Raw genomic sequence first — 22,008 nt, 5'->3', positions numbered from 1 at the left:
TTCAGTGGACCCGGTCGACCGCATCGCGCACGGCCACGGCCAGGCGTTCCGGGATGTGGTGCGGATGCTGCTCGGACGAATCGACGCCGTTCCGGACCTGGTGGTGCGACCCACCGGTGAACAGGACGTCGTCGATGTTCTGGATTGGTGCAGTCGAGCCGACATCGCGGTGATCCCCTTCGGCGGCGGAACATCGGTCGTCGGCGGTGTCGAGCCGCGCGATCTCGCCGGGTACGCCGGGGTGGTGTCCTGGACACCACTGCCCTGAACAGCGTGCTCGACGTGGATCGGACCAGCCGCGCCGCTCGGATTCAGGCGGGCATCCTCGGCCCGGATCTCGAGCGGTCGCTACGCCCGGACGGGCTGACATTGCGACACTTTCCGCAGTCGTTCGAGTTCTCCACTCTCGGCGGATGGCTCGCCACGCGGGCGGGCGGCCACTACGCAACCGTCTATACCCACATCGACGATCTTGTGGAGTCGATGCGGCTGGTCACCCCGGCCGGTGTGAGCGAATCGCGTCGGCTGCCCGGCTCGGGCGCCGGCCCCTCACCGGACCGCGCGTTCCTCGGTTCCGAGGGAACGCTCGGGGTCATCACCGAGGCCTGGATGCGCCTGCAGGACCGGCCACTTTGGCGCGCAACCGAATCGGTGGTCTTCGATGTCTACGACTCGGCTGTGGCCGCCACCAGGGAGATCGCCCAGTCCGGGTTGTTCCCGACGAACTGCCGTCTGCTCGACCCGGCCGAAGCATTCCTCAACGCGGGCACTCCCACGTCGGGCGGTCTCCTGGTGCTGGGGTTCGAGTCGGCGCATCATCCGGTGGACGCCACGATGGCCACCGCGCTGGCGGTGTGCGCGGACCACGGCGGCCGATCGGTGGGTCACTCCCCGAACCGATCGACAAGAGACCCGGCCGGCGTCGAGGACGACGCTGCCGGGCAGTGGCGGTCGTCGTTCCTGCGCATGCCCTATCAACGCGACGCCTTGGCCGCCCAGTCGATGATCGTGGAAACCTTCGAAACCGCGTGCACCTGGGATCGGTTCCCGGAACTGAAGGCCGCGGTCGACGCGGCCGCCGCCAAGGCGTTCCTCGAGGTCGGCGTTGTCGGGGTGCTGACCTGCCGATTCACCCACGTCTACCCGGACGGGCCGGCCCCCTACTTCGGCGTCCATGCGGCCGGTAGGTGGGGGCATACCGTCGAACAATGGGACGACATCAAATCAGCGGTGTCGGAAGCACTGTCGAGCCGCGGTGGCACCATCACCCACCACCACGCCGTCGGGCGAGACCACCGGCCGTGGTACGACCGGCAACGCCCGGAGCCGTTCGCGCGGGCTCTCCGCGGATCGAAAGCCGCCCTGGACCCCGCCGGCATCCTGAATCCCGGGGTCCTGATCGATCCGCTTCGCCACACGTCGGGCCGGTCATCCTCGTGACGTCGGGTGGAGGCCGGGCCGGTACGAAGGGTGTACCGCGTCGGCAGCGCGAGCAGCAGATCCTCGACGTCGCGACCACCGAGTTCGGCCGCAAGGGGTACGCCAATGCCTCGTTGGCGGTCATCGCAGCGGCAGCGGGGGTGTCGAAACCGTTGATCTACTCCTACTTCGGGTCCCGCGACGGACTGCACGCCGCCTGCGTCGATCGAGCGGGCACCGTGCTGGTGGATGCGGTCGCCCGGGCGCAGCATGCCCGCGGGGTCGGTGGCCGAGCCATCGCCACCCTGTCGGGCATCATCGATGCCATCGATGGGCGCACCGAGGACTGGACGATCATCTTCGATGCGACGCTCCCGCGCCCGAGCGGCGCCCATTCCCGCGCCAAGACGTACCGAGATGCGTTGAACACCATGGGAAGAGACGGTGTTGCCGACATTCTGGGTACCTCGGATGCGGCATCCGAGGTCGACCGGTCGCTGGTGGTGTCCTGGTGGTTCAGCATCGTGTCGACCACCATCGCCTGGTGGGCGGATCACCCCGAGGTCACCGCCGAGGAGATGACCGACCGATGTCGGCGTCTGCTCACCGTCGTTCAACGCCCCGCCCACCCGTCCACCGCACCCGACCCCGTCGCCACGTCGACGGAGAATGCGAGCCCGACATGAGCCACCAGCTTCCCACCCACTTCACCGCGGTTGTTGCCGAGGAGTCCGATTCGGGCGAGATCACCTATGCGCCGCAGAAGCTTTCGATCGATGCCCTGCCGCCGGGCGAGGTGACCATCGCCGTGCAGTACTCCAGCGTCAACTTCAAGGACGCCCTGGCCGTCACGCCCAAGGGCGGCGTCGTGCGCAACTATCCGATCGTCCCCGGCATCGACATCGCCGGTGAGGTCGTCGAGTCGACCAGTCCGGACTTCGCGCCGGGAGACCTGGTGGTCGCCCACGGTGGCCCGATCGGCACCGCGCAGTACGGTGGCTACGCCGAATACGCTCGGGTTCCGTCCGACCAGGTCACGGTTCTGCGGACGTTGTCGACGCGCGAGGCGGCCGCGATCGGTACGGCCGGATTCACCGCGGCGCTCAGCGTCGCCGCCCTCCTGGATGGCGGGGTGACACCCGAGTCCGGTCCGGTGGTCGTGACCGGGGCAAGTGGTGGCGTCGGCTCGGTCAGTGTCGATCTGCTCGCCGCGGCGGGATTCGAGGTGACCGCCTCGTCGGGGAAGTCCGACGCGGAGGATCTGCTGCGGCGGCTCGGGGCCGCCCACGTTGTCGGCCGATTGGTGGCCGACCCCAAGGAGAAGATTCGTCCGCTCGGCACCTCCCAATGGGCGGGCGCGGTCGACTCGGTCGGTGGCGCGACGTTGGCGCTGGTCCTGAGCACCTTGCAGCACAGCGGAATCGTGGCGGCGAGCGGCCTCACCGGCGGCATCGCGATCCCGACGACGGTGATGCCGTTCATCCTGCGCGGCGTCACGCTGCGGGGCATCGATTCGGTGCTCATCGGACCGCAGCTGCGTCGGCAGACCTGGGCCCGTCTCGAGTCCGACCTGCGGCCCGCGCATCTCGACGAGGTGATCACCGAGATCGGGCTCGACGAGCTACCCACGGCCCTCGACAGCATCGGCAGCGGCCGGACCACCGGTCGTACGATCGTGCGGATCGCCGACCGGTGACGGAGGCGGATTCGGCGACGACGGTGACGCACAGCGAGTGGGTCACCGTTATCGAGTTCGGACGGCCGGAGAAGCGCAACGCGATCGATGCTGCCACCGCGCAACGCCTGCACTCCGAGGTGGCCTCCTTCGAAGCGGATTCCACCGCTCGGGTCGCCGTGCTGTACGGCGACGGAGGCGCATTCAGCGCGGGCGCGGACCTGGTGAAGCTACCGGCGCTGCGCGACGACGGCCCGCTCGGGCCCAGCAGACGCCCGATCGCCAAACCGATCGTCGCGGCGATCGAGGGCTGGTGCATCGCGGGCGGCATCGAATTGGCCGCCCTCTGCGATCTGCGGGTTGCGTCCGAACAGTCCCGGTTCGGTTTCTACGACCGTCACCAGGGTGTGCCGCTGGTGGACGGCGGGACGGTCCGGCTGCCGCGCATCATCGGCCTCGGTCGGGCGCTCGATCTGATTCTCACCGGCCGGGAGTTCGGCGCTCGGGAAGCCTTCGACCTAGGCTTCGTCAACCGCGTGGTGCCCGAGGGGACCGCGCTTGCCGCGGCGATAGAACTCGCGGAAACGATTGCGGCGCATCCGCAGCGGACGATGCTCTCCGATCGTGCCTCGGTCTATGCCTCCTACGATCTGGTCACCCGCGAGGCTTTGGCGCATGAACAGCGACTCGGGGAGGAGTCGATCTTCTCGTTCGACTTCGCCGCGCGGCAATCCAAACGTGTCGGTCGGGCGCTCACGAAGCGACTGGTCCGGCGCTTGACGTAGGTCGAGTTGGTTCCCGGTATCCGGCGCTGCCCCGAAGGTGTTTGGCCGGTCTCAGCAGTTTGATGGTGCGGGTAGTCCCGCGAAGCGGTCCGCGACCCAGTCGATCGCCGCTGGGAGTCCGAGCACGGCGGCGCTGAGATGATCGCGGCTGTTGACCAATTGGCGGGCCACCGGAACCCCGGCGGCGCAGTACCGCGCGAAGGTGCGGTCGAGGGCATCGAGGGGGACCAGCGTGTCGGTGGGGCTGTGCCAGTCGTAGACGGGCGCGTTGGGAATGCCCTGCTGGAACTCGAGGCTGACGCGGTCGGCCACCGCGACCGGGCGGGGGTCGGTCAGATAGCCCTCGCCGTTGGTCAGGACGCGCGCGCTCAATCCGTTGCCGCGGGCGAGGATCTTTCCGGTGCACGCGTTGCTGAGTTCCTGACGCAACTGCAGGCCGGCGTCATTGAGGTACTCCGACAACGGGAATTCTTCGGGGTACTCGCGTTCGAGCGCCACCGCGGCGGCAAAGGCGAGTCCGAAGACCGGGTGGGCGCGGTCGGCGCCGAGCGCGAGGCCCATCTGCGTGATGTTCGCCGGGACGCCGCCGATGGCGTACCCGACGATCGGCAGCTCCGGTGCGTAGCTCGCCGCGTTGGTGGCGGCGAAGCCGGTGGCGATCGCTCCGCCGGAGTAGCCGGCGATAGTGATCGGACTGGCGCCCAGACGCAAGGTGTCGAACTGGCGGACGGCACGAACGCCGTCGAGGGTGATGTGGCCGCCGATCGGGCCGACCGCGTAGGCACTGGTCGGTCCCAGGTGGTCCGGGATCGCCATCGTCCAGCCGCGGGCGAGGATCGCACTGTAGGTCGGCGCCTCGTACATCCGATCCTCGGGCCGGTCGGACCAGAGGGCGGTGGACGGTGAGCAGGTGACGCCGAGCGCGTTGGTGATCTGCTGATACGACAGGATCGGGCCGTCCACCGCGCGGTCGACCGGGGCGATCACGGTGATCGGACGTCCCTGTGAATCGGTGGAACGAAAGGCGAGCTGCCAGGTTTCCGCGCCGGTGAGGCCTCCCGGGGTCGGCATCGGACGACTGCGGATGATGTCCCCGTTGGCGCGTGCTGCCAGGTCCGGCGGGTTCGCGTAGAACGGGTCGGGGTGGGGCAGCGGATAGACCGGACCGGCCGCGGGCTGCGCCCCGGCGGTGGGCAGCGGCGCCACCGCCACGCCGAGGGCTATGGCGATCAGGACGATCACGGTCCGGACAGTGCGCGGCACGACAGTCATCGTGTCCCTTCGAAAATGGTGCGATATCGGCCCCCGTCGGGACAGATTAACGGCACCGGGACGTCATTAAGAATGTCAGCGGACATGTCTTTGTCGAATGGTGACGTTTGTCTCGTTTCGCGCGGGGTGGTGTCCAGTGGATACCGAGATTTGCGGGGTATGCGACGGGATCTTCCGTCGAAGTGATCCATCCGGGACGCTCGGTGAGCAGACTTTGCTACCGATGGTCGGCATGATCGGGGCGGCATTCAATGGAGTTGCAAGCCAATTGCGAGTGGGTTTGGTGCGCATTGATGACCATTAATTCGAGCGTGGAGAAATGGTCTTTCGTGCCGGATGGCAACGACTCGCTCCGTCGGCTCCGACGACCGCAGCATGGCGCGATGGGTGGGCGCGGGGATCATTGGGCAGTGTGGGACGTCGTCGATGGGGTCGACAACTCCGTACAATCCGGTCGGAGGGATCCACCGATTCACAAGGGGAGGTGACGGCGGTGCCCGACGGCGAGTCGGACCATCTGTTGCTCAGTGACGACGAGCGCCTGCACGCGCTCAATGTCTTGAGCAGCCACTACGCGGCGGGGCGGCTCGACACCGCGGAGTTCTATGACCGCTCCGGCACCGTATCGGCCGCCCGCACCCTCGGCGAGGTCGCCGCTCCCTTTGCCGCCTTACCCGGCGGGGTACCCCTGCGGGTCGACAACGGCATGGTCCACAAGGTCGGGACGGACCTCGTCGGAACGAGTGACGCGGCTCCGCAACTTGCTCCGACCGCATCGCCGTCGCCCGACAACGAGTTGGCGTCGTTGGTCCAGCGGGGTCGCCGAGTCGAGGCGCTCGACGTCGTCATCGTCGGGATCACTCTGGTCAGCTTCCTGGTCCTCCAGTTTCTGGTCGATTGGGACTACGCGTGGATCGTCTGGCCGTCGCTGATCCTCACCCTCGGGCTACCCCGATTGCTGATGGAGTACAGCAGCGAAGACGAGGAACTGTACGAGGAAATCAAGGGCTCCGAAAAGGACGCGCGGGCCAAGCGGCTGCGCGAGGCGGCCAAGCGGATCAACGAACTCGAGCGCGGACGAGACGACTGATAGCGCGCCCGGTCTAGCCTCGGGCTTTCACGGTGATGTTGTGTCGTGAATGAAGAATGGTGCCCTGAACTGGGATGATTGAACTTGCGAAGGTATCAATCGGACCAAGTCGAGGAGCACCATTCAGGTGGGGAAGTCTACGTCGCCGTACCCGTCGTTGTCCGTGGATGGCTCCGGAACCGGGGTCGTGTCGCACGCCGGGGCCACCGTGCTGCTCGGAACGGCAGAGAAAACCGGCTTGGCCGGTGGACTGTCGGCAGCGTTGCGACCGTGGCGTAAACGGTTGTCCATCCACGATCCGGGCAAGATCATCGGCGATCTCGCGGTGGCGATCGCGCTCGGTGGTGACTGCTTGGCCGATATCAACCAGGTCCGGACGCAACCGGCGATGTTCGGGCGGGTGGCCTCGGATCCCACGGTCTCGCGGCTGATCGCTGCCCTGGCCGCCGACGCCCCGGCAGCATTGACCGCGATCAACACCGCCCGCGCCGCTACCCGCCGGGTGGCGTGGCGGGTAGCGGGTCGGTCGGCTCCCGATCACGGTGCCGATACCAACAACCCGGTCATCGTCGATATCGATGCCACCCTGGTGACGGCGCATTCGGACAAGCAGCACGCCGGACCAACCTATAAGCGTGGCTTCGGGTTCCACCCGATATGCGCGTTCGTTGACCACGGCGCTGCGGGTACCGGTGAACCGTTGGCGATCCTGCTGCGCCCGGGTAACGCCGGGGCGAACACCGCCACCGACCACATCACCGTCCTGAGACAGGCCCTCGTACAGTTGCCATCGGTCACCGGATACCGGGTCGGCAAGAAGGTGCTGATCCGCGCCGATTCCGCCGGTGGCACCCACGACTTCCTGGATCACCTGCACAAGCGGCGGCTGACCTATTCGGTGGGATTCGGCCTGTCCGAAACCTCGGCGGTGGCCGTCGATCGTCTCCCGGCACGGGCGTGGACCGAAGCCTACGACCCGGACGGTCACGTCCGGGACGGGGCATGGGTCGCCGAACTCACCGGACTACTGGATTTGTCGACCTGGCCGCCCGGGATGCGAGTAATCGTGCGGAAGGAACGCCCCCACCCGGGTGCCCAACTACGATTCACCGACCGAGACGGGTTGCGGTTGACCGCGTTCGCGACCAACACACCCCGCGGCCAGCTCGCCGACCTCGAACTGCGCCACCGCCGCCGCGCCCGCTGCGAGGACCGTATCCGCACCGCGAAGGACTGCGGCCTGACGAACCTGCCGTTGCACGGTTTCGATCAGAACCGCATCTGGTGTGCCATCGTGATGCTCGCCTGCGAGTTGATCGCATGGGCCCAGATGCTCGCGTTCACCGGCACCGAAGCGCGTCGGTGGGAACCGAAACGGCTGCGCCACCACGTGTTCTCCATTGCCGCGAGGATCACCCGTCACGCCCGCCGCACACGGTTGAAACTCGCCGCCCATGCACCACACCTCACCCTCGTGCTCGACGCGATCACGAAACTCGGCGACCTTCCCGACCCCGGCTGACCAACCCCGTCCAACCGACCACCGACCGAAAGGACCCCATTCGGGGGCGTGGACCCCGACGCCGACCGACGCCTCGGGCACCACCTCACGACCCCGACCCGGAAATTCGATCCTCAGACCACCACCCGGGCCCGCCCAGAACAGGGCCGCTACCCCAAGAAATTTCTAGGCTAGGTCTCGCGGGCGTCGTCAGAACGGCGGCGGATGGGCCCTGTCCCACCGATCGAGCGCCCGTGCGTGATCGGCGACGCGGCCACGGCGCGCCCGGGATAGGCGAGTGCGTGCGGGATGTGCGGCATCCGGAATCGTCGGACGCAACTCCGTGAAGACGTCGTACCCGGTGTAGGCATTGCCGATGAAGTAGTGGCCCGTCGGTGCCCGGAAGGCAACCGTGCCGAGCGGATCCTGATAGTCGCGCCAGCCGATGTCGAAGGTCTTCAGGCGATGGTGAAAGCGGCACAGCGGTTTCAGATTTGTCCGTCGCGTCAGCCCGCCCGCGCCGTATGCGGTGGTGTGGTCCAGGTCGCAGGCGTGGACGGCAGTGGTGCAGCCGGGAAAGGTACAACACAACTCGCCTGCGGAGACCAGGCCGCGCAACGATCTGCTCGGGGTGTAGCTCCTGCTTCTGCGGTCCGTGATCGAAGCCCCGCCGCTTGTGCTGTCCGCGTCGGATTGTCGCTCCGCGGTGTGGACGTAACTGCGTGTCGCTTCCCGGACCAGGTCGCGGGCGACGCCGGCATCCAGAACGCCGTGGCCGTCGAGGTAGGCCGGGCAGTCGTTGGCGCCGAGCAGAGTCGCGAGGCTGACGATGATGTGGAACGTCGGTCGCGGACGAGACGTGTCGGCGGGAATCGGCCGATCGGCGAGCGCGGCCGATTCACCCGGTGACGACGAATCCGCATCCAGGGCGCCCATAGTGGCAGAGGCCTCATCCGTGCCAACGGGTTCGCCGCACGTCGGGCAGGCGCAGCCCAATTCCTGCTCGCCGTTGACCAGTGCTACCAGTGCGTCCGCTCGACGCTGCGCGGCCGTCCGCGGGTCCGTCGGGTGTACCGACTGAGCCATCGTGGTCAGGCGAGCGTCGACGCCCGCCGCATGGTGAGCCGGAAGTGAACCGGTGATGCGGGATTGCCCGGGCGTGTGCCGATCCGGGCGGACGGAGATATGGCGAGCGGCTCCGACCTGTTCGAGACGCCGCCGGGCGGCTATTGCATCGATTCGTGCGACCGTGGCGTCGACCAACGTGCGGAATCTGGTCAGCGACATCGGGGCTCTGGAATGAATCTCCTCGGCCAACGCGGCGTCCACCTCGGGAAATGCAGTCTCGTCACACAGCGCCGTGCGATGCACGATGAGCAGAAACCGAGCGAGGTCGATCCGTCCTCGGGCGAGCATCTTGCCGGTCAGCGGAAGGTGATACCGCATCGTGCACCCCGCGACCACCAGTTCCCGCGCGCGGGCCGGCGGAACACTCAACGCGGCTCCGACGGCCGCCATCGCCTGCTCCATCCCATCGGGACCGAATGTGGCACGCGCGTTCGAGGTATCGACAGATCCGGCGCGCAGGGCGGCCGGCGATTCGACAGGCTCGTCGCCGACCGCCGCAGCGATTCGCTCCCCGTAGGTCAAGGCGAAGTCTTCATGGAGAATCGCCGCCGCCTGCAGGAGTCGAAAATGCGCCGACGCCACAACGGACGCACAGTGCGTCAACATCGAGATGAGCTCCGGCGCGCCGAGTCTCCGATCCATCTCCAACTGCTCGAGCACCCGTTCCGAACCCGACAGGGAGCCGTCTGCGGAGGCGGTTGCGTTCGACATGATTCGAACATATATTCGAATCATGCTGGATGCAAGGCCGGGACGAAAACGACGGGTAAGGGAGCAGGGCGGCCGGGAAATTCGATTGCCTCGGGTCGGTCGACATGCGAGCGTTGTCATCGCGCGAAAGGAGTAGCAGATGAAGATGTATCGGAATCCGGTTCTACGTGTTGAACTTTCGTGCTCCGGCAGAGACCGGAAGGTCTGAGGTTCGAGTCCTCGCTCAGCGTCGTTCCGCGGGGATAGTCGGACGGTCGGTCTTGCGACTCGGCGATTCGGAGGCTCGCGCGGTGGGTCTCCCGCGTCGTTTCCCGCCTGCTTTCCGACCCCGCGGGACGGCGCACTGCCTGCTCCTACACAGAAACCCGTAACACCGCGCCCCACCCGGGGGCGGCTGTTCGCGACACATCGTGGCTCGAAAGGAGGCTGCAGTGTTCACTCTCATTCCCCGCCGGATCTCCGTCCAACCCGGGTGGGTACTCCTCGAGTACCGTGATGGATCCCTCTCGCGCCTCCTGCAGCCCGGTCGGCACCGGAAGCGGTCCTCGGGCACGTACATACCCGTATCGATCCGTGAGCAGTTGGTCACGATCGGGATGCAGGAGATCCTGACCAGCGATGCTGTCTCGGTTCGGGTTTCGGCGGCGGTACGGCTCATTGTCACCGATCCCGTTCGATTCGCCGAGGTGTCGACGGTGCCCATCGAGTCGGTCTACCTGGCCGTCCAGGTCGCGCTGCGCGTCCAGTGCGCCGCGGTCACCGTGGAGGATCTGATGCGTCGCAGTGCGGCGATCGACCTCGCGGGCGTCCTCGAGGCCGCTCGATCGACCGCGGGTCGGCTGGGTATCGAGGTGCGGGAGGTCGTCCTGAAGGATGTCGTGGTCCCCAGCGAGATCCGCTCGGCTGCGGTCGAATTGGTGACCACCCGAGCGCGGGGCCTGGCCCGGCTCGAGGCCGCGCGGGCGGAGACGGCGTCGCTGCGTGCCCTTGCGAACGCGGGGCGGCTGCTCGACCGGCACCCGTCACTGGCGCAGCTGCGGATGATCGAGGCGGCGCCGCCCGGCTCGCGCATCGTGCTGTCGGTCGGTCCGGCGACGACGGGGGAGGTGTCGATAGCAGCCGAGGTCGACGACCCGCCGGCCTGACGTGCCGGCAGGTCCGGACGGTGTGGGGACCGAAAGGGCTCGTCACACCGACGGGTGCGGCGGCCGGCCATTGTGCCGGTCGCCGTGGCCCGTCGCGGTCGCGAGCAGCGTGCCCAGGAGGGCGGCGTGTGCCGGTGTGCCGTGGAAGCCCGGTCGCGCGATTAGGTGGACGTCCCGTATCGGAACGGGGTCGTGTACCGGGATGCGATGCAGCCGTGCCGGATCCAGGGTGACTCCGAGTCGGGGGAGTAGAGCCACCGCGCCGAGTTCGTCCACCAGGCGAACCTGGGTGTCGTATTCGCCTACCTCCCAGACGCGTCGCGGAACCCGGCCGAGGCCGGCGAACATGTGCAGAAACCACGCGTGGCACACCGTTCCCACCGGTTGCACCGCCCAGGTGGCGTCCAGGAAGTCGGAGGGCACGGCCGTTACGGAATCGGCGCGGGGATGGTCGGCGGCGACGACGATGTCGGCGCGGTCACCGAGCAGCAGATCGCTGCGCAGGTCGTCCGGCACCGGTGTCGCCAGGCCGCGCCAACCGTGGGCGATGCACGCATCGAGTCGGCCCGCGAGGACGGCGTCGATCGCGGTCTGAATCTCCAGTTCACGAAGGTGCACCCTCAGGTCCGGCGCGGACGAGGCCAGGCTGCGCAGCGCCGGAATCACGAGCCCGCGAAGGGCGGTGGGAAACGCTCCAATGGAGACCGCGCCGTGCGGAACGTCATCGAAGCGACCAGCCGCGTGCTCGAGGTCGCTCCATCGCGTCAGCAGATCGCGGCCCTGCTCGGCGAGCGCGCGCCCGGCTGCGGTCAGCGTGACGTTTCGGCCTACCGGGTGGATCAACTCCCGGCCGACCTTCTGTTCGAGTCGTTTGATCTGTTGGGAGACCGCAGACGGGGTGTATCCGAGCGCCCCGGATGCGGCCGCGACGGTGCCGTGGTCTTCGAGGGCGAGCAGAGCGCGCAGTTCCACCGCGTCGATCATGAAATCACGCTACCGGATACTCGGCAGGATCATTCGCTGGTGCTTCCCGATTATCCCGTCGATGCTGGGTCCGTGAACCTTCGAGACATCGGACTCGGCGTCCTCGTAGCCACCGTATGGGGCGTGAACTTCGTGGTGATCGACGAGGGTCTCGCCGGTGTGCCTCCGCTGTTCTTCGCTGCGGTGCGCTTCGCGCTGGTGGCTGCCCTCGCGCTGGTTGTTCCCCGTCCGAGGTGTGCGTGGCAGTGGGTTGTCCTCGTCGGGCTGTTCATGTCCGCCGGACAATTCGGTCTGCTATACGTGGCGCTGTCGGCGGGGATGCCGCCCGGCACTGCGTCGCTGGTTTTGCAGGTTCAGGTTCCGTTGACGATCCTGTTGGCGGCGGCGGCCTTTCGGGAACGGATCACGCCGCGGCGGCTGCTCGGGATCGTAGTGGCGTTGATCGGCCTCGGCGTGGTCGCGGTGGGCCGTGGCACGGCGGTCCCGCTGATCGGGTTGGGGTTGACGATCGCGGCCGCAACGTCGTGGGCGGTAGGCAATGTGGTGTCCCGCCGGGCGGCGGCCGGAGGGTTGTCGATGGTGGTGTGGGCGGCGGTCGTCGTACCTGTCCCACTGTTGGCGGCGTCCGCCGTGCTCGAAAGGCCGGCGGCGTGGGGGAGGGCGATCGACGCGTGGGGGTGGACGCAGACCTGGTCGACAGCGTTCACCGTGGTGATCGCGACCGTCGTCGGATTCGGACTGTGGAATGCGCTTCTCGCGCGTTACCCGGCGTCGAGCGTCGTGCCGTTCGCGCTGCTGGTTCCGGTCGTCGGCATCGCGAGCGCGTGGATCCTCCAGGGCCGGGCGCCGTCGCCCGGCACGATCCTCGGGGGAGTGATTCTGCTGCTCGGCGCGGCACTTGCCCTCGTCCCCGCCCGGACGACGGCAGTGGGGTCCGATGGGTCGGCGCGTGCGGGCCGCGACGGCTCGTTCGGATCGAACGAGATTACTGCGCTTCGTGTTCCACCCAGCGACAGATGATGTCGACAACGAACCGGCGCTGATTGGGCGTCAACTCGTGCCCCTTCGGGATGCCGTGGTTGCGTTGCAAGCACGACCGGCAGCAGGTGCCGGTGGCGTGTTGGGCGCGGAACACCGGGTGGCCACCCCACGGGGTCTGCTTGCCATCCTTCACCGGGAACGCCGGCGCCAGCCGCCGACCGATCAGGTCCTCGGCGTGCGCACGGACAGTATCCATCCCGCGCGCCGCCACGAACTGCAGCTCCCGCTCACGCAGGTGGAACCGGGCGCGGAAGGGATAGCGAGCCATCTGCGCCAGGCGGGCGTCGAGAGCATCGGTATCGAGGGCCACCCGGCCACGTTAGCTCCGGGCTCCGACAGGTCCGGCGGCCTCGCGAACCGGCGACGCGAGACGGATCGGCGCGAGCGGGCGCGGGTCCGCTCGGCGAATGTCGACGGCGTCGACGATGTGAATACCGAATCGGCAGGCGAACGCGTCGAGGCCGCTGCCGCTCAGCACGCCGGATCCCAGCCGGTCGATCGGCCGGTCCAGGGGCAGGACGGTGTCGAACGCGGCCCCCGAGCCGCCGGCGAGGGTGACCAGGCGGAAGGCGTGCTCGGCGGGATCGCCGAACGGGGCGCTCGGATCGACACGCACGGGAACGACGTGGCCGGGTCGGGTGAACTCGTCCGCCCGCGCGTCGGCGGCGGCCAGTCGGCCGATCGTCCGCGCGCGGTCGCGTGCCGAGATCCCGGTGCCGACACCCTCGACCAGATCGACCGCCACACATTGGCGCCCACCCGTGCGCGCCGCGCCGTAGGCGGCCGGCAACAGCAGGTCGTCGCAGACCTCGTCGGCCAGCGCGACCCGCACGAATCCCGAGCAGTGCCGAATCAGGAACGCCAACTGCGCGCCGTCGACGCTCTGCGCGGCGAGGACCAGATGGCCGGTGGCTCCGTCGTCGTCGCGGACCAGCACCGGAGCGCCGGCGCGCAGCCGTTCGGTCGCGATCGCGAGACGTCGACGACCGGCCCCGGAGACCGACCCGTATGCGGCCGCGGCGGTCATCGGTCCGCCGCCGCGTGGGTTCCGAACGTGCGGGCGTGATAGGTCAGCGGCGGAATGTCGTGCCGGTGCGCGCCGATCACCGTCCCCATCACCACCTCGTGGTCACCGCCGTCGACGATCGAGGACACCGCGCACGCCAACCAGCCCGCGCTACCGGTGATGCGGGGTACCCCGCTGTCGGTATCCCAGCCGATCCCGTCGAACTTGTCCTCGCCCTTGCGTGCGAAGGCCGTCGCGATCCCCGCCTGCTCGGCGGCCAGGACGTTGACCCCGAAGCTGTCGGCCGACCGCAGCGTCGCCAGCACCTGCGACCCGCGGTCCAGTGCGACCAACACCATCGGCGGGGTCATCGACAGGGCGGTGAAGGCACTGACCGTGGTGCCGTGCGGGCGGGCGCCGTCGAAGGCGGTCACCACCGCCACCGGGGTGCACACGTGCCCGAACACATCGCGGAAGGTCTCCGGCGGAACCCCGGGATGGGTGTCGAGACCGGGAATCGTCGAACTCACGGGACGGTCCTCTCGGTAAAGCGTCCGCGGGCGGGCGCATCGGCGTCCCGACCGGGAGCACGGCCATCGTCGCCGTGATGTGGATCACGGTACCGACGTGGAGTTCGGGTGGATTGTGCAGAAATCGCACAGGTGCAACGTGTGATCTACGGCATAGTCGATAGGGAACGAGTGATGCGACACGTCGAGAGGAGGTGGCCGTGCAGATCGATCTGGCCCGAGAAGAGTTCTTCTCGGGAGGTGAACCCACCGGAGTCAGCGCCGACGTACTGGCCTCCTGGCGGCGATCGAAGTGGAGCGGACTCGAGCCCGAGCAGGTCAACCACCGGGTGGTCGACATCTGCCGGGATACCCCGTTCACCCGCGCCGCCGCCGATCCGATGCTGGCCTTCGCCGGCTCGGTGTCCACCCCCTTCACCTGCCTCGCGCTGGCCGATCCCGGCGGCAACATCGTGTGGCGATGGGTCTCGGAACGCGTCCTCGGCTCGGTCCTCGACGACCTTTGGTTGTTCGAGGGGTCCAGCTTCGAAGAGGAATTGGTGGGGACCAACGGCGTCGGCACCGCCCTGGAGACCCGCCGTCCCGCGGTGGTGATCGGCGCCGAGCACTACCTGCACCTCTGGCGGGACTGGGCTTGCGTCGCCGCCCCCGTCTTCCATCCGGTGACCCGCCGGACCTGCGGCGCGGTCAACATCACCTGCCGCGCCGGGGATGCCACGACGTTGCTGCGCGGGGTGATCGACATGCTCGCCGCAAACGTCCAGCAGGCCCTCGACGCCGACTCGTCCGTTTCGGAACGCCGCCTGCTCGACGCCTTCCTCGCCCGTCGCCGCCGTACCCGCGATCCGATGATCGCGGTCAACGAGCGTCTGGTGATCGGTGACGGCGACACCGCCGAGCACGCCTACCTGTGGAACGCGATCCGCGCCGCGGACCCCGCCGCCGGTCGGATCGACCTGCCCGACGGCCGCCAGGCGCGGATGTGGCCGGTCACCGAGGGCATGGTCGACGACGGTGCGGTACTGGCCTTCCCGCCGGCGACAACGCCGCTACCGGAGCTGCCGGCCGCCTCGTCGCCGGCAGCCTCTCCGGCCCCGGCCGGTCCCATGACGGCGGGCGTACCGACGGCGGCTCCGGACAACCTGCGGCTGACCCCGCTGGAGCGGGCCGAGTACACCACGATCGAGTCCGCCCTGGTCACCCATGGCCGCAACAAGTCCAAAACCGCAGATTACCTGGGTATTTCCCGACGGTCGCTCTACGACAAGCTGCATCGCTATCGGCTCGGCTGACCACGCCGACCCACCACCGAACCTCATAACCGAACACCCGTTCACCGGGAACCGCTCCATCGTCCGCCGGGCGATGCGACGGCCCGTCGCCGATATCCGGTGACCGCACTGAAGGAGAAAACATGTCGAGACTGCGCTTCGGATTCTTTCTCGCGCCGTTCCACAAGCCGGGCCAGAACCCGACCCTCGCCCTGCAACGCGATCTCGAATTTGCCGTCCACGCGGACAAGCTCGGCTACGACGAATTCTGGTACGGCGAACATCACTCCGCCGGAAGCGAACTGATCGCCTCACCGGAGATAATGATCGCCGCCGCGGCGGAGCGCACCAAGAACATCCGCTTCGGCACCGGCGTCGTCTCGCTGTCCTACCACAACCCGCTGTGGGCGGCCGACCGCATCATGCAGCTCGACCATCTCACCAAGGGACGCATCATCTTCGGTGTCGGACCCGGCTCGCTGCCCACCGACTCGGCGATGATCGGGCTCAACCCCACCGATACCCGCGAGTTGCTCGATCAGAACCTCGACATCGTCGTGCGGCTGCTGCGCGGTGAGGTCGTCTCCGCGAAGACCCGTACCCACGAGTTGATCGACGCCCGACTGCAACTGGCGCCGTACTCGGAGAACGGTATCGACGTGTCGGTCGCCGCCGTCGCCTCGCCCACCGGCGCCCGGTTGGCGGGTCGCCACGGCATCGGCCTGGTGTCGATCGGCGCCACGATCTCCGCCGAGGGCTTCAACGCGCTCGGCCACCACTGGGGGATCGCCGAGGAGCAGGCCGCCCTGCACGGCACCACCGTCGACCGCCGCAACTGGACGCTCTGCGGACCGTTCCACATCGCCGAGACCGAGGCCGAGGCCCGCAAGCAGGTCGAATTCGGCATCGAGCACTGGTTCGACTACTTCCAGAAGGTTGCCGCGTTCCCACAGATGGGCGTCAAGGGCGACAAGATCGGCGAGATGATCGACTTCGTCACCGAGGCCGGTATCGGTGTCATCGGCACCCCCGAGCAGGCCCGCGCACAGGTCCAGCGACTGATCGATCAGTCCGGCGGCTTCGGCTCGCTGCTGCAGCTGGCGCACGACTGGGCGAACCCGGAGAACAGCCGTCGCTCGGCGGAACTGTTTGCCCAGGAGGTCATCCCGCACTTCCAGGGGCAGGCGCAGCCGACCCTCGATGCCGCGGACCGGGCCCGGTCGGTGCACGCCGGACACAAGCAGGCGCAGCTCGACGCCGTCGATCTGATGACCAAGCGGTACGAGGAGGAGAAGGCGGCCCGCGAAACGGCGGGTGTCGGAGCCTGATCCACCGAAACCCCGGACCGCCCTGCGGCCCGATCGACCGAACGCCGACTCGTCACCTCCGCGACGGGTCGGCGTTCGCCGTCGGTATCACACGCCGAGAACGATTTTGGCGGTCAGGAAGTAGAGGATCAGGCCGGTGGCGTCGACCAGGGTGGTCACCATCGGGGCGGAGACGACCGCCGGGTCGATGCGCAGTTTCTTGGCGATCAGCGGCATCGTGCCACCGACCGTCGCCGCCCAGGAACAGATGAGTACCAGCGAGATTCCGATCACGACGGCGATGTGGAAGTCGGCGATCACCGTCGCGACGATCATGCCGAGGATCGCGAGCATCCCGCCGAGCAGCAGCCCGACCCGTGACTCGCGCCAGATCACCCGGAACAGGTCGGAGCCGCGCACCTCTCCCACCGCCAGGGCGCGCACGCATGCGGTCGCGGCCTGCGCGCCCGCGTTGCCGCCGGCGCCGATCAGCATCGGAATGAACAACGCCAGCGCCGCCACCTGCTCGAGGGTGGCCTCGAAGACGCGGGTCACCGATACCGTCAGGGTGGCCGCGACCAACAGCAGACTCAGCCACGTCGCCCGATAGCGGGCCAGACGCCAGACCCCGGCCGCCATGTAGTGGCCGGTCCAATGGGTCGTGCCGGCCTGGCGGGCGATGTCCTCGCTGTCGGCCTCCTCGATCACCTCGTCGGCGTCGTCGTAGGTGAACAGACCGACCAGCCTGCCCTCGCTGTCGACCACGGGCAGGTTGAGCTGGTTGGTCTCCTGCATCAGCCGGGCGGCCTTCTCCGCGCTGTCGGTGGCCTGCACGGTGATCAGGTCGGAGGTGATCAGGTCGACCACCCGCACCTTCGGCGCGCTGAGCACCAGATCACGCAGATCGACCACCCCGATCAGTCGGCGCCCACCCTCGATCACCGGCAGCGTGTAGATCGTCTCCGCATCGTTTCCGCGGGCCCGGATGCGCCCGAGCGCCTGCTTGGCGGTGAGATTGGCGGGCAGCACCACCATCTCCGGTGTCATCCGCCGGCCGACCGAGCGATCGGGATATCCGAGCAGGGCGGCGGTCATCCCGCGCTCCCGCGGGCTCAGGCCGCCGAGGACGCGCTGGGCGACCTTCGCCGGCGCCTCCTGGAGGAATTCGACCCGGTCGTCCGGGTCCATGTCCTCGACCAGATCACGAAACTCCTTGTCCCGCAATCCCTCCAGGATGTGCTGCTGGTTCTCCCAGTCCAACTCCTCGAATACCTCGAGGGCGCGTTCCTTGTCGAGCAGACGGAAGGTGATCGCCGCGCCCACCGGGCCGACCCGGGCCATCTCGTCGGCAACCCGATGGGCCGGTCGGTCGTCGAGCCAGGTGCGCAGTTCGCTCAGTTCGGCGGACTCGAGGATCTCCTCGAGCGTGCGGGGGGCATCGTCACGGCTGTCGGGGTCGAGCGCAAGGGTGTTGTCGGACATGCGGAATCCTCGAGACTTCGGTGGGATGCAGCGGCAATCCACACCGGTTCGGGAATCGTCAGTCGGGGGAGACGGCGAACCGGTGTGGAGACGGACTGACGGGGTCGGCAGACACCGGCTTCACCTCCTGTCGCTCGCGTACCTTCGGTCGTGGCGTACGCACGTCCGAAGGACATGGTAGCTATTTTCCGTCGGAATGGCCCGGACCAGCGGAAATCCGTGGCGGAGTCGACAGCGCGCCCGCCACCTGTGAGGCATGCCGCAGCAGTCGTTCGCGGTTGTAGGTGACCGGATCGGCGGCGGCGAGCCGGCCGAGCATCTCGGCGAAGGAGACCATCGTGTTCGCCATCAGGTTCGCGTCCAGACAGGCCAGGCCGGGTTCGCGGGAGATGCCGATGCGGGCGAGTTCCTCGGCGCGGCGCAGGATCGCGCGGCGGGAGTCGCGCAGGTGGGTGCGGTAGTCGCCGGGGGCGTTCTCCGGTGGAGTGAGGATCAGTCGCCAGCGGGTGGGATCGGCGAGCACCGCGTCCATGAAGGTGGTGACCGTTTGCTCGAAAGACGTTGCGGCGCGGGTGCCGTCGAGATCGGTGGGCAGGGCGGCGAGGACCTGCGCGGTCGCTCGTTCGCTCTCGCGTTCGAGTAGGGCCCCGACCAGATCGCCGCGGGTGCTGAAGACGGTGTACACCACCGGCTTCCCGATACCCGCTGCGGCGGCGACCGATTCCATCGTCAATTGGTGCAGCCCGTCGCGGGCGACCAGATCGAGGGCGACGTCGAGCAATTGGACCCGACGATTCTCGGGTGACATCCGCGGGGCGTAACGACGACGCGGGCGGGCGCCGGTGTCCGTCATCGTCGCTCCTGTCCGGCCGGTGTTCGCGGCCCGGCGTGTCGCTGCCGCCGGGTGGGCATCCGGCGCGTGGGTGGGAGTCACAGCGTATCGGTCGGCTCTCGTCGCCGAGCCGCACAATTGCTACGCTACCGTTGTATTGCCGGGGCCTCGGGGCGCCGGCCGACATTCGCCGTACCTGCCGTCTTCGAGGAGAGGGACCGTCGCATGACATCCGTGGCTGCTTCCGAGTTGCTGTTCGACCCCAACCGATACAGCGGCGAGCAGTTCGACGAGGGCAGTCGTCAACTGCTGCGCGACACCATCGACTGGTTCGAATCGCGCGGCAAGGTCCGTCTGCTCGCCGACTACCACAAGAAGGTCTTCTACCAGGACTTTCTCGACTTCGCGGCCGAGAAGGGGCTCTTCTCGACGTTCCTGACCCCGTCCCGTGACGCCGACGGCAAGCCCTTCGCCCGCTGGGATACCGCGCGGATCGCCGCGCTCTCGGAGATCCTCGGCTTCTACGGCCTCAACTACTGGTACCCCTGGCAGGTCACCATCCTCGGCCTCGGACCGGTCTGGCAGAGCGGCAACGACAACGCCCGCAAGCGCGCCGCCGAGGCCCTCGACGCCGGCGCGGTCGGCGCCTTCGGGCTGTCCGAGAAGGAGCACGGTGCCGACATCTACTCGTCGGACATGGTGCTGACGCCCACCGCGGACGGCGGCTACACCGCGACCGGCGGGAAGTACTACATCGGCAACGGCAACTGCGCCCGCATCGTGTCGGTCTTCGGGCGGATCGAGGGCGTCGAGGGGCCGGATCAGTACGTCTTCTTCCTGGCCGACTCGCAGCGCGACGAGTTCGAGGTGGTCAAGAACATCGTGCCCTCGCAGATGTACGTCGCCGAATTCCGTTTGCAGGACTACCCGGTGGCCGCCGAGGACATCCTGCACGTCGGTGACGAGGCCTTCTCCGCCGCGCTGAACACGGTCAACATCGGCAAGTTCAACCTCTGCTTCGGCGGTATCGGTATGACGACCCACTCGCTGTACGAGGCGATCACCCACGCGCACAACCGCATTCTGTTCGGCAAGCCGGTGACCACCTTCCCGCACGTGCGTCGCCAGTTCGTCGATGCCTATACCCGGCTGTACGCGATGCGGCTGTTCTCCGACCGCGCCGTCGATTACTTCCGTACCGCCGGCCCCGACGACCGTCGCTACCTGCTGTTCAACCCGATCACCAAGATGAAGGTGACCACCGAGGCGCAGAAGTCGATCGCCCTGCTCGCGGACATCGTGGCCGCCAAGGGATTCGAAACCGATAGCTACCTGGCGGTCGCCAAGACCGATGTCGACGGCCTGCCGAAGCTCGAGGGCACCGTCGCGGTCAACCTGGCGCTGATCGCGAAGTTCATGCCCGCGTACCTGTTCAACCCGAGCGACGCCTACGCGGACGTGCCGACCCGCACCGATCCCGGCGACGACGAATTCCTCTTCCGGCAGGGCCCGGCCCGCGGTCTGTCGAAGGTGCAGTTCCACCCCTGGCGCCCGGTCTACGAGCGCTCCCGGCACCTGCCGAACGTCGCCCGCTTCCTCGAGCAGGTCGAGGGGCTGATCACCCTGCTGACCGAGGCGACCCCGGATGCGAATCAGCAGCGCGACATCGACTTCGGCCTCGCGCTGACCGAGATGTTCACCCTGGTCGTCTACGGCCAGCTGATCCTCGAGCAGGCGGCGATCGTCGGGGTCGACGACGTGCTGGTCGACCAGATCTTCGACATCCTGATCCGGGACTTCGACGCCGCCGCGCTCGACCTCTACGGCAAGAGTTCGTCCAGCGAGGCGCAGCAGCGCATCGCGCTGGACGCGATCCGCAAGCCGGTGGTCGACCAGGAGCGTTTCGACGACATCCTCGCCCGGGTGATCGCGCTCAGCGGCGCCTACGAGATGCGGCCCTGACCGGGGACGCCGGATCCGCGGGAGGCACAGTAGAGGCGTGAGCGGGGGCGGATTCGGCGAAGACGGCAGCATCGACCGGGACGGGGTGCGGATCGTCTACCGCGATCTGTGGCCGTCCCGGTCGAGCGCCTCGCAGGCCGCCGCTCCACCCGTTGTGCTCGTCCACGGGATGGGCGGCGCCGGCAGTACGTGGAACCGCTTCGCACGGGATCTCGTCGGCCGGGGGAGACGGGTGATCGTGCCCTCGCTGCGCGGGCACGGCGGCAGCTCGCGCGCCGACGACTACCGCTTCGCGTCGTTCGGCGCGGATCTGGTCGCCGTTTGCGATGCCCTCCACCTCGACCGCATCGATATCGTCGGCCACTCGCTGGGCGGCTACGCGGCCTCCTGCGTGGCGCAGTGGCAGCCACATCGCGTGCGGCGACTGGTCGCCGAGGAGTGCCCGATCCCGCTGCGCGAGGGCGACGCGGTCGGCCCGCTGACCTCGCGACTGCCGACCCCGGCCGAGCTGTGGCACGCCGCCAGCAGCGCCGTCGTCCATCCCCGCGCCCTGCTCGACTTCGACCGATCGATGACCGCGGAGATGCTCGAACAGTTCCGTCGCCCCGATCCGCAGTGGTGGAAGGATCTGTCCGACATCACCGCGCGGACGCTGATCCTGCACGGCGGCGCGGGCGGCATGGTCGATCGGGGACGGCTCGCGGAGGTGGTCGCCCGCCTCCCGGAGGCACGGGTGGTGCCCTTCGACAGCGGCCACAGCATTCATCGGGACCGCCCGCGGCGTTTCGGCGACGTCGTGGGCGGCTTCTTGACCGAGCCGTGACCTACGTGCTGCGCACGGCCGACCGACAGGTTACTGTTCCGGCT

The 22,008-nt window shown here is 68.2% G+C and carries 19 protein-coding genes and 1 pseudogene; 12 read left to right on the top strand and 8 right to left on the bottom strand.

The genetic code is table 11. The annotated features are described in order from the left end of the window. The 4 genes and pseudogenes from MB1_RS23505 to MB1_RS23490 form a co-directional block, all read left to right on the top strand. Window positions 1–1,440, top strand: a pseudogene (locus MB1_RS23505) (FAD-binding oxidoreductase); the annotation flags it as partial. Continuing rightward, complete coding sequence (locus MB1_RS23500) at window positions 1,437–2,105, top strand: TetR/AcrR family transcriptional regulator (protein ID WP_066913286.1); 669 nt, start codon at window positions 1,437–1,439, stop codon at window positions 2,103–2,105. The pseudogene MB1_RS23505 and the gene MB1_RS23500, both read left to right, overlap by 4 nt. Beyond that, entirely contained in the window at window positions 2,102–3,115 is a 1,014-nt protein-coding gene (locus tag MB1_RS23495; protein WP_066913284.1) for an acrylyl-CoA reductase family protein, read from the top strand. Before MB1_RS23500 ends, MB1_RS23495 begins: the two co-directional genes overlap by 4 nt. Then, complete coding sequence (locus tag MB1_RS23490; protein ID WP_245650332.1) at window positions 3,112–3,879, top strand: crotonase/enoyl-CoA hydratase family protein; 768 nt, start codon at window positions 3,112–3,114, stop codon at window positions 3,877–3,879. The genes MB1_RS23495 and MB1_RS23490 overlap by 4 nt, the downstream gene beginning before the upstream one ends. Window positions 3,880–3,930: 51 nt before the next feature. Here the strand turns inward: MB1_RS23490 and MB1_RS23485 are convergent, their stop codons facing one another. After that, a complete protein-coding gene (locus MB1_RS23485; RefSeq protein WP_245650331.1) occupies window positions 3,931–5,142 on the bottom strand; it encodes a lipase family protein in 1,212 nt (403 codons plus the stop codon). Between the two features lie 502 nt (window positions 5,143–5,644). Between MB1_RS23485 and MB1_RS23480 the strand changes: the two genes are divergently transcribed. Further along, a complete protein-coding gene (locus tag MB1_RS23480; RefSeq protein WP_066913305.1) occupies window positions 5,645–6,241 on the top strand; it encodes a DUF1707 SHOCT-like domain-containing protein in 597 nt (198 codons plus the stop codon). Between the two features lie 127 nt (window positions 6,242–6,368). Further along, window positions 6,369–7,763: an IS1380 family transposase gene (locus tag MB1_RS23475; RefSeq protein WP_066913280.1), complete on the top strand. Its 1,395-nt coding sequence runs from the start codon at window positions 6,369–6,371 to the stop codon at window positions 7,761–7,763. 189 nt (window positions 7,764–7,952) lie between these two features. Here the strand turns inward: MB1_RS23475 and MB1_RS23470 are convergent, their stop codons facing one another. Further along, the gene (locus tag MB1_RS23470) at window positions 7,953–9,581 is read right to left on the bottom strand and encodes an HNH endonuclease signature motif containing protein (RefSeq protein WP_066913278.1); all 1,629 of its coding nucleotides are present in this window, start codon (window positions 9,579–9,581) and stop codon (window positions 7,953–7,955) included. Window positions 9,582–9,991: 410 nt separating this feature from the next. Here MB1_RS23470 and MB1_RS23465 point away from each other — a divergent pair, with 410 nt between their 5' ends. Next, complete coding sequence (locus MB1_RS23465) at window positions 9,992–10,726, top strand: slipin family protein (protein ID WP_369406886.1); 735 nt, start codon at window positions 9,992–9,994, stop codon at window positions 10,724–10,726. A 42-nt stretch (window positions 10,727–10,768) separates the two neighbouring features. Here the strand turns inward: MB1_RS23465 and MB1_RS23460 are convergent, their stop codons facing one another. Further along, window positions 10,769–11,710 carry a LysR family transcriptional regulator gene (locus MB1_RS23460; RefSeq protein WP_066913274.1) on the bottom strand — a complete coding sequence of 314 codons (942 nt, stop codon included), beginning with the start codon at window positions 11,708–11,710 and terminating at the stop codon, window positions 10,769–10,771. Window positions 11,711–11,782: 72 nt separating this feature from the next. Here MB1_RS23460 and MB1_RS23455 point away from each other — a divergent pair, with 72 nt between their 5' ends. Further along, window positions 11,783–12,730, top strand: coding sequence for an EamA family transporter (locus MB1_RS23455; RefSeq protein ID WP_084352560.1), 948 nt, complete (start codon window positions 11,783–11,785; stop codon window positions 12,728–12,730). Here the strand turns inward: MB1_RS23455 and MB1_RS23450 are convergent. From MB1_RS23450 to MB1_RS23440, 3 genes are read right to left on the bottom strand one after another with little or no spacing between them, the layout of a single operon-like run. After that, window positions 12,696–13,061, bottom strand: a complete 366-nt coding sequence (locus tag MB1_RS23450; protein ID WP_245650330.1) for a DUF4186 domain-containing protein — start codon at window positions 13,059–13,061, stop codon at window positions 12,696–12,698. The two genes, MB1_RS23455 and MB1_RS23450, sit on opposite strands and share 35 nt — an antisense overlap. Before the next feature lie 9 nt (window positions 13,062–13,070). Then, window positions 13,071–13,778, bottom strand: a complete 708-nt coding sequence (locus MB1_RS23445) for a 3,4-dihydroxy-2-butanone-4-phosphate synthase (RefSeq protein ID WP_066913272.1) — start codon at window positions 13,776–13,778, stop codon at window positions 13,071–13,073. Then, a complete protein-coding gene (locus tag MB1_RS23440; RefSeq protein ID WP_245650329.1) occupies window positions 13,775–14,287 on the bottom strand; it encodes a flavin reductase family protein in 513 nt (170 codons plus the stop codon). The genes MB1_RS23445 and MB1_RS23440 overlap by 4 nt, the downstream gene beginning before the upstream one ends. Window positions 14,288–14,487: 200 nt before the next feature. Between MB1_RS23440 and MB1_RS23435 the strand changes: the two genes are divergently transcribed. After that, window positions 14,488–15,579, top strand: a complete 1,092-nt coding sequence (locus MB1_RS23435; protein WP_157084329.1) for a helix-turn-helix domain-containing protein — start codon at window positions 14,488–14,490, stop codon at window positions 15,577–15,579. Window positions 15,580–15,701: 122 nt separating this feature from the next. Next, entirely contained in the window at window positions 15,702–16,886 is a 1,185-nt protein-coding gene (locus MB1_RS23430) for an LLM class flavin-dependent oxidoreductase (protein ID WP_066913267.1), read from the top strand. Between the two features lie 87 nt (window positions 16,887–16,973). On the opposite strand, the gene mgtE is transcribed toward MB1_RS23430, so the two are convergent. Both mgtE and MB1_RS23420 read right to left on the bottom strand, forming a co-directional pair. Further along, the gene (gene mgtE / locus MB1_RS23425) at window positions 16,974–18,347 is read right to left on the bottom strand and encodes a magnesium transporter (protein WP_066913265.1); all 1,374 of its coding nucleotides are present in this window, start codon (window positions 18,345–18,347) and stop codon (window positions 16,974–16,976) included. A 181-nt stretch (window positions 18,348–18,528) separates the two neighbouring features. After that, window positions 18,529–19,200, bottom strand: coding sequence for a TetR/AcrR family transcriptional regulator (locus MB1_RS23420; protein ID WP_066913263.1), 672 nt, complete (start codon window positions 19,198–19,200; stop codon window positions 18,529–18,531). A 204-nt stretch (window positions 19,201–19,404) separates the two neighbouring features. On the opposite strand from MB1_RS23420, the gene MB1_RS23415 reads away from it, so the two are divergent. Together MB1_RS23415 and MB1_RS23410 are read left to right on the top strand one after the other, a co-directional pair. Beyond that, window positions 19,405–21,141, top strand: coding sequence for an acyl-CoA dehydrogenase family protein (locus tag MB1_RS23415; RefSeq protein ID WP_174532001.1), 1,737 nt, complete (start codon window positions 19,405–19,407; stop codon window positions 21,139–21,141). 37 nt (window positions 21,142–21,178) lie between these two features. Next, window positions 21,179–21,964: an alpha/beta fold hydrolase gene (locus tag MB1_RS23410; protein WP_084352550.1), complete on the top strand. Its 786-nt coding sequence runs from the start codon at window positions 21,179–21,181 to the stop codon at window positions 21,962–21,964. Window positions 21,965–22,008: the final 44 nt, after the last annotated feature.

The sequence above is a fragment of the Millisia brevis NBRC 105863 genome, from assembly GCF_001552615.1.
Taxonomy (GTDB): Bacteria; Actinomycetota; Actinomycetes; order Mycobacteriales; family Mycobacteriaceae; genus Millisia; species Millisia brevis.
This window is presented reverse-complemented; position numbering and strand designations above follow the sequence as displayed.

What these genes read in the sequence shown, in the direction of transcription:
- MB1_RS23495 (WP_066913284.1), top strand. Translation starts at nt 2,102, where the DNA reads ATGAGCCACCAGCTTCCCACCCACTTCACCGCGGTTGTTGCCGAGGAG.
- MB1_RS23470 (WP_066913278.1), bottom strand. Translation starts at nt 9,581, where the DNA reads ATGTCGAACGCAACCGCCTCCGCAGACGGCTCCCTGTCGGGTTCGGAA.
- MB1_RS23460 (WP_066913274.1), bottom strand. Translation starts at nt 11,710, where the DNA reads ATGATCGACGCGGTGGAACTGCGCGCTCTGCTCGCCCTCGAAGACCAC.
- MB1_RS23445 (WP_066913272.1), bottom strand. Translation starts at nt 13,778, where the DNA reads ATGACCGCCGCGGCCGCATACGGGTCGGTCTCCGGGGCCGGTCGTCGA.
- MB1_RS23430 (WP_066913267.1), top strand. Translation starts at nt 15,702, where the DNA reads ATGTCGAGACTGCGCTTCGGATTCTTTCTCGCGCCGTTCCACAAGCCG.
- mgtE (WP_066913265.1), bottom strand. Translation starts at nt 18,347, where the DNA reads ATGTCCGACAACACCCTTGCGCTCGACCCCGACAGCCGTGACGATGCC.
- MB1_RS23420 (WP_066913263.1), bottom strand. Translation starts at nt 19,200, where the DNA reads ATGACGGACACCGGCGCCCGCCCGCGTCGTCGTTACGCCCCGCGGATG.
- MB1_RS23415 (WP_174532001.1), top strand. Translation starts at nt 19,405, where the DNA reads ATGACATCCGTGGCTGCTTCCGAGTTGCTGTTCGACCCCAACCGATAC.